The 5,894-nt window shown below is 63.6% G+C and carries 3 protein-coding genes and 2 pseudogenes; all 5 read right to left on the bottom strand.

What is annotated here, in order from left to right:
• Window positions 1-422: type I restriction-modification enzyme R subunit C-terminal domain-containing protein (locus ACCAA_RS22670; protein WP_425394446.1), on the bottom strand; the 422-nt coding region annotated here is incomplete at its 3' end.
• Window positions 385-2,883: pseudogene (locus ACCAA_RS03010) on the bottom strand (DEAD/DEAH box helicase family protein); the annotation flags it as partial. The gene ACCAA_RS22670 and the pseudogene ACCAA_RS03010, both read right to left, overlap by 38 nt.
• Window positions 2,880-4,058, bottom strand: a complete 1,179-nt coding sequence (locus ACCAA_RS03005) for a Fic family protein (protein ID WP_186405770.1) — start codon at window positions 4,056-4,058, stop codon at window positions 2,880-2,882. The pseudogene ACCAA_RS03010 and the gene ACCAA_RS03005, both read right to left, overlap by 4 nt.
• A 109-nt stretch (window positions 4,059-4,167) precedes the next feature.
• Entirely contained in the window at window positions 4,168-5,382 is a 1,215-nt protein-coding gene (locus ACCAA_RS03000; RefSeq protein WP_186405769.1) for a restriction endonuclease subunit S, read from the bottom strand.
• A pseudogene (locus tag ACCAA_RS02995) lies at window positions 5,379-5,834 on the bottom strand (DNA methyltransferase); the annotation flags it as partial. The pseudogene ACCAA_RS02995 and the gene ACCAA_RS03000, both read right to left, overlap by 4 nt.
• Window positions 5,835-5,894 lie beyond the last annotated feature (60 nt).

The following is a 5,894-nucleotide window of genomic DNA, read 5'->3' as shown; positions in this document are numbered from 1 at the left end:
AACGATGACATCAAGTTGGCTGCGTGATCGCCGAGAATCCGTGGCTCAAAAGAGCCGCACCCATCCGATTTGGTCGCGCAGAGCGTCTTGCTCGTGAGGAATCCGGCGAACGCCGCCTTGGCGGCCTCACGATCCATGCCGACCAGTGATCGCACAAAGAGGCCGAGCCCGTGACACGCCGTCCTGGCCAATTCGATCTCATCCGCCCCACCGACTCCGCTTTCGGCAAGCATCCGCTCCAGTTCGGCCAGGTCGGCTGCTGTCAATGCCTTGTTCATCCGCAGTTTGTGGATCGCGACGTGGTCCTGGTGCGCGCGCAGGAATGCCCGGGCCTTGGCACGAAACCTGGCGTAGTCGGTGCCTTCGCCGAACCTCGGGCGTGGCGTACCGCTCGACGATGCGTCGTTTTGGCCGCACGACAAAGTTGTCCAGGTTCATGGCGCCCACCTCCCGCTGCAGCATGGCCGCGACCTGCGCGCGCACTTCGTCATCGGACTCCGGATGCCCATGCGGTGCCGCCCGCTGCTCATGCGCCGCGTGGCGGTCGGCATCCACCAGCTTCTTGTCCAGTTCGCCAATCAACTCCAGCCGCGCGTTGAACAGCCGTTTGCCGAGTGACTCGGCCAGCGCACCCTCGGCGGGCGCGATATTCTGGCTGAAGTACTCCAGGTTCTGGCAGTAGTCGAAGACGCAGAAGAACTCCTTGTGCTGGCCCGGCCCGAACAGCTCCAGGCAGAGGCGCGTGCCGCGGCCGAGCATCTGCCAGAATTTGGTCCTGGAGCGCACCAGCTTGAAGAAGACCAGGTTCACCACCTCGGGGATGTCGATTCCGGTGTCGAGCATGTCCACCGAGATGGCGATATGCGGCGCCTTGTCCCTGGTTGAGAAGCTGTCGATCAGGCTCTGCGCGTACTCGGTCCTGAAGGTGATGACGCGCGCGAACTCTCCCTTGAAGTGCGGGTAGTTGGCGTTGAAGCGCTCGGCGATGAACTCGGCGTGGCGCTGGTTCTTGGCGAACAGGATGGTCTTGCCGAGCCGGTCGCCGCCGGCCACGGTCACCCCACGCGTCATCAGGTGCTGCAGCACCTTGTCCACCGTGTCCTTGTTGAACAGCCACTTGTTGACCGCCTCGGCCTCGACACGGTCGGGGACGCCGCCCTCGTCATCCCATTCCAGCGCGTCCCATTGGTCCTTGTCCTCTTCCGACAACTCGTTGTACCTGATCCCCTCGCGCTGAAACTTGAGCGGCACCGACACCGCTTTCGGCGGCACGAGGAAACCGTCACGCACCGCCTCGTCGAGCGAGTAGGCGTCGGTCGGCACGCCGTTCTCGAGGTCGAACAGGCTGTAGGTGTTGCGGTCCAGCTCATCCTTGGGCGTTGCCGTGAGCCCCACCAGCAGCGCATCGAAGTAGTCGAAGATGGCGCGGTACTTCTGGAAGACCGAACGGTGCGCCTCGTCGATGATGACCAGATCGAAGTGCCCGACGCCAAAGCGCCGCTGACCGTTCCTCGTCTCGTCGATCAGCCCCATCATCGTCGGATAGGTCGAGACAAAGACCCGCCCGTCGGCGTCCTTCTCGCTCACCAGATTCACCGGCGAGGCATCCGGCAGGTGGCGCTTGAAGGCATTGACCGCCTGGTTCACCAGCGCCACGCGATCGGCGAGGAAGAGCACACGCTTGACCCGGTTGCAGCGCATCAGCAGATCGCACAGCGCGATCACCGTGCGTGTTTTGCCGGCGCCGGTGGCCTGCACCAGCAAGGCCTTCCGATCCTGGTCGCGCTCGAAGGATTCGGCGATGCGGCGGATTCCGCGCCATTGGTAGTAGCGCTCGACGATTTCCTTGTTCAGCTCGGCCGTAGCGAGTGACTTGCGACTTCCGCGCCGCTGGATGGCGAGCTCCAGCTCCGCTTTCTTGTAGAAGCCCTGCACGGCGCGCGGCGGGTAGTTCGTGTCATCCCAGAGCCAGTGCTGGTAACCGTTGGAGTAGAAGATCAGCGGGCGCTGGCCGAACCGGCGCTGCAGGCAGTCCGCGTACAGCCTGGCCTGCTGCTGGCCCGCGCGTGCGTCGCGCCGCGTGCGCTTGGCCTCGACCAGCCCGAGCGGCTTGCCGTCGTCGCCCCAGAGCACGTAGTCAACGAAGCCCTGGCCGTCGTGGTTCGGCATCCCGGCGACCGCGAATTCCCGGTCGCGCGTCTCATCCAGCGTCCAGCCGGCTTCCTTGAGCAGCAGGTCGATGAAGTAGTTGCGGGTCTCGGCCTCGGAGTAGTCGTGCGTATCCGGCTGCGCCGTGGCCGCCTGCTTTGCCGCCGCCACATCAATGCGCAGGCGTTGCAGTTCGTCGTCGAGCGCCGTCTTGTCGGCCAGTAAGGCGGTGAGCTTCTCGTCGCGCTCGCGCAGGCCGGCTTCGAGCTGCTGCAATTGCTCGGTGCTTTGCCCCGGCGCGGGCGCGGCCCTGGGCAGTGCGGCAGCGTCGAACACCACTCCCGCCGCCGGGCGCCCGGTGCGGCCGTAGGTGCGGGCGAGCCAGTACGTTACATGAAACAGCTCGCGTACCGCGACCAGAGCGTCGTTGTGCGGGATCGCGCGATGGCCGTGCACGGCGCGGTTGCCCAGCGTATTGATGACCCGCGCCTTGCTGAACACCGCCTCGCCCGCCGCCTGCTTGAAACTCGGCTCGTGGATCAGCGCCGAGAGATTGTCCTGATACGGCAGCCTGAGCGCGGCGTCGTGCTTGTAGGCCCAGGCGACCGCCTGTTCCAGCGCCCTGCGCGCGTAGAAGCAGGCGCTGCGCGGGTCGGCGTGCGCCGCCGCCTCGGCTCGGCTTGCCGCTTCCAGCACGGCAGGCCACTCACGTTCCAGGAAAGAGAATTGGCTCATAGTCCTCTACCCGGCAAGGCCATGCCCTCGTTGAGGATTTCGGCATAGCGCACGTAGCTGAAAACCCGGCCGCGAAGCTTGCGCGTCAGTTCGGCGACCACGCCTAGGCGCTCCAGATGAACCAGCGCCTTGTTCACAGTGGCTGGCGTCAGCCCGGTCGTCGCCGTCAGCGACGCGGCGGTGGCGATCGGCTGACGCTGCAAGGCCTGGTGAATCGCCAGTGCAGACGCTGCGGCGCGCCCCAGCGCAGCGATCCGCTGCCCATCGGTCGAGGCCAGCTCCAGGAGACGCCTGGCCGATGTCGCGGCCTGGGTGGCGCTCGCCAGCACGGCATCGCCAAAAAACTCGAGCCAGGCTTCCCAATCGCCCGTCAGGCGCACCGCGTTCAGCAACTCGTAATAGGTTTGCCGGTGCTCCTTGAAATGGAGACTCAAGGACAGCATCGGCTCGCGCAGCAGCCCGTCCGCCGAGAGTTGCAGCGCGATCAGCAGTCGACCTAGCCGCCCGTTGCCGTCGAGAAAGGGGTGGATGGTCTCGAACTGCACGTGCGCCAGCGCCGCTTTGACCAGCGGTGATGTCGTCTCGGGCAGGTCGTGCAGGAAGCGCTCGAAGTGCCGCAGGCATTCGTCGATTTCGTTCGTCGGCGGCGGCACGAACACCGCGTTGCCCGGCCGCGTGCCGCCGATCCAGACCTGGCTGGTGCGAAACTCGCCTGGCGTGAGCCTGGCTCCGCGTCCGTGGTCGCCAATCAGCACGGCGTGTACTTCGCGGATGAGCCGCAGCGATAGCGGAAATCCGCCACGCAGCCGCTGCAGGCCGTGCTCCAGAGCCGCCACGTAGCGGCTCACCTCGCGCGCGTCCTCCAGCGGCACGCCCGGCTGCTCGTCGAGTTCGAACAACATCAGGTCGGCGAGCGACGATTGCGTGCCCTCGATCATCGACGACAGCACCGCCTCCTTGCGCACGAAGCTGTAGAGCAGCAGCGCCGCGTTTGGCAGCAGGTCGGTCACCGCGTCGAGCCGGCCGAGCGCCACCAGCGCGGCGTCGAAGCGGCTGCGCAGCGCCGGCGTCCAGTCGATCGCCGGCCGCGGCGGCAAGGGCGCCGGGACGAAGGAATTGAACGACTCGCCAGCGGTGGCGGTTTTGAGGTAATGGCCTTGCAGCGAGCGCTTCATCGGTGGCGGCGGGAAGCCTAAAATAGCGGCGAGCGCTATTTTAGGTTGGAAGCACTTCGTAAAACAAGCCAGGTGACCGGATTGGCGCGGATGAACTCACAACGCACGGCTACAGCTCTCCTCGGAAGGCGCGATGCTGGAGGGAGGCGAAGAGGGCGTCGAGTTGGGCGAGCGACGCGCGGTGCATAGCCGCTAGCCTCTCTACCGTCAACACCCGCTGAGTGAAATCGCACTGCAATTTGATCGGCGGAATGACTAGCTTGATCCGTTCGAACCTTCCCTTGCTCACTATTCCCTTCATGCCGGCCGTGGATGCCTGCTGAACAAGCCTCTTTCCAACAAGGAACTGGTTGTAAAGGAAGTGAGAATCGCCGTTGTGTGGGACAAGCGCATTGATCTGCTGGTTGAACGCGACCTCGCGATCTGTCATTGCCGCATTTCCAATACAATCCGGGCTTCCAGCGATGCAGGTCACCAGGATTGATCCTGCCGGGACGGTTCGCGCAACAGACTTACCAGACTCCGACAAACCTTCGCCTGCTCTGGTCAGGTAATAGTGCGGTGTGTTGATGTTGTCGGACTTGATCCATTCGATGGCTGAACCATAGTGACCAGGATTCGCGCGGGGCGGTGTATTGCCCGTGATGACGCTGCCAATTTCGCCAATGGCCTTCTGGGGCCAACCTCTCGGATTCGTGGCGGGATCGCCGAACATGTCGAGGAAGATGGATTGCGTGAGAGTGTCGAGTTGCGCGAGGGCGGCGCAGCGCTTGGCGCGCAGCGTGTCCGCTTTGTCCAGGATCTCCGCAATCCGCCGCTGCTCGGGGAGGGGCGGCAACCGAATCTTCGTGGCCTTGAGGTGTGATGGGCCGAAATTCTGTTGGGCCGTCCCCGTGACCAGCTTAGTAATTTGCGATCGGAATTCGGGGGCATCAAGCCAGAATCTTAGGTAACGAAGATCAGAAATACCGTTGACTGCCTTGAATCGAATCGTGCTCGTATTCAGACAGAGGGGCAGATCAGACTCTTCGACAAACGCTCCACGAGTACGCAGCAGTCCGTCGTCATCGAATGAAATACCGGAGCTCGCTATCACAAGGTCACCAGCATTCACGAGGAAATGGGAGTACCTTTTCGCGACCTCGGCTTCATCGAGATGGCGATCGGTCTTCGAGAGATTCAGCGTCCCTGTTTTTTCGATTTTGGCAACATTGAGAAGCTTGATACCGGATGTCGTGAACTGCCAATTGCGAACTCCCGAACCCTCTTGAAACCAATAGGCTTCAGCGAGTGGAACTTTCGGCCAGTTGGCCAGCGCGCTCACGTCAAAAACTCTTCGAGTTCCTTCATCCCCCGCTGAATCTCCTCCTCGAGCTTTGCAAGGTCGGCGAGGATTTCGCTTGGCGCGCGGTGCTCGATGGCTTCGTGTACCACCTCCTTGTAGCGGTTGAGCGAGAGGTCGTAGCCCTGCGCTGCGATGTCGGCTTTCGGCACGCAGAAGCTCTGCGCGGTGCGCGGGCGTTCGCGCTCGGCGCCGTTGCGCCTGTCCCAGCGTGCCAGCACGTCGGGCAGGTTGTTCTTGGCGTGTTCTTCAGGCGTCAGCACTGGATTCCCGCTTTCGCAGGAATGACAGGAAGGCACGGGGCCGAGCTTGTCTTCCGGCAGCAGCGGCGTGCGCTTGTCGTCGAGGCTCCAGCCGTCGGCCGCGACCTCGTAGAACCAGACCTGGTCGGTGCCGCCGGAGTTGGTCCTGGTGAACAGCAGGATGGCGGTGGTGTTACGTCCTCCCCTGGCCAAGGTCTAAGGGCTCCAAATATCCCGCGTACGGTCGGGAAG

Source organism: Candidatus Accumulibacter aalborgensis (genome assembly GCF_900089955.1).
Classification (GTDB): Bacteria; Pseudomonadota; Gammaproteobacteria; order Burkholderiales; family Rhodocyclaceae; genus Accumulibacter; species Accumulibacter aalborgensis.
Note: the sequence above shows the minus strand (reverse complement) of the source record. Positions and strands in the feature narration are given on the sequence as shown.

Excerpts from the sequence above, each read along its gene's own strand:
- ACCAA_RS03005 (WP_186405770.1), bottom strand. The coding sequence starts at position 4,058 with ATGAAGCGCTCGCTGCAAGGCCATTACCTCAAAACCGCCACCGCTGGC.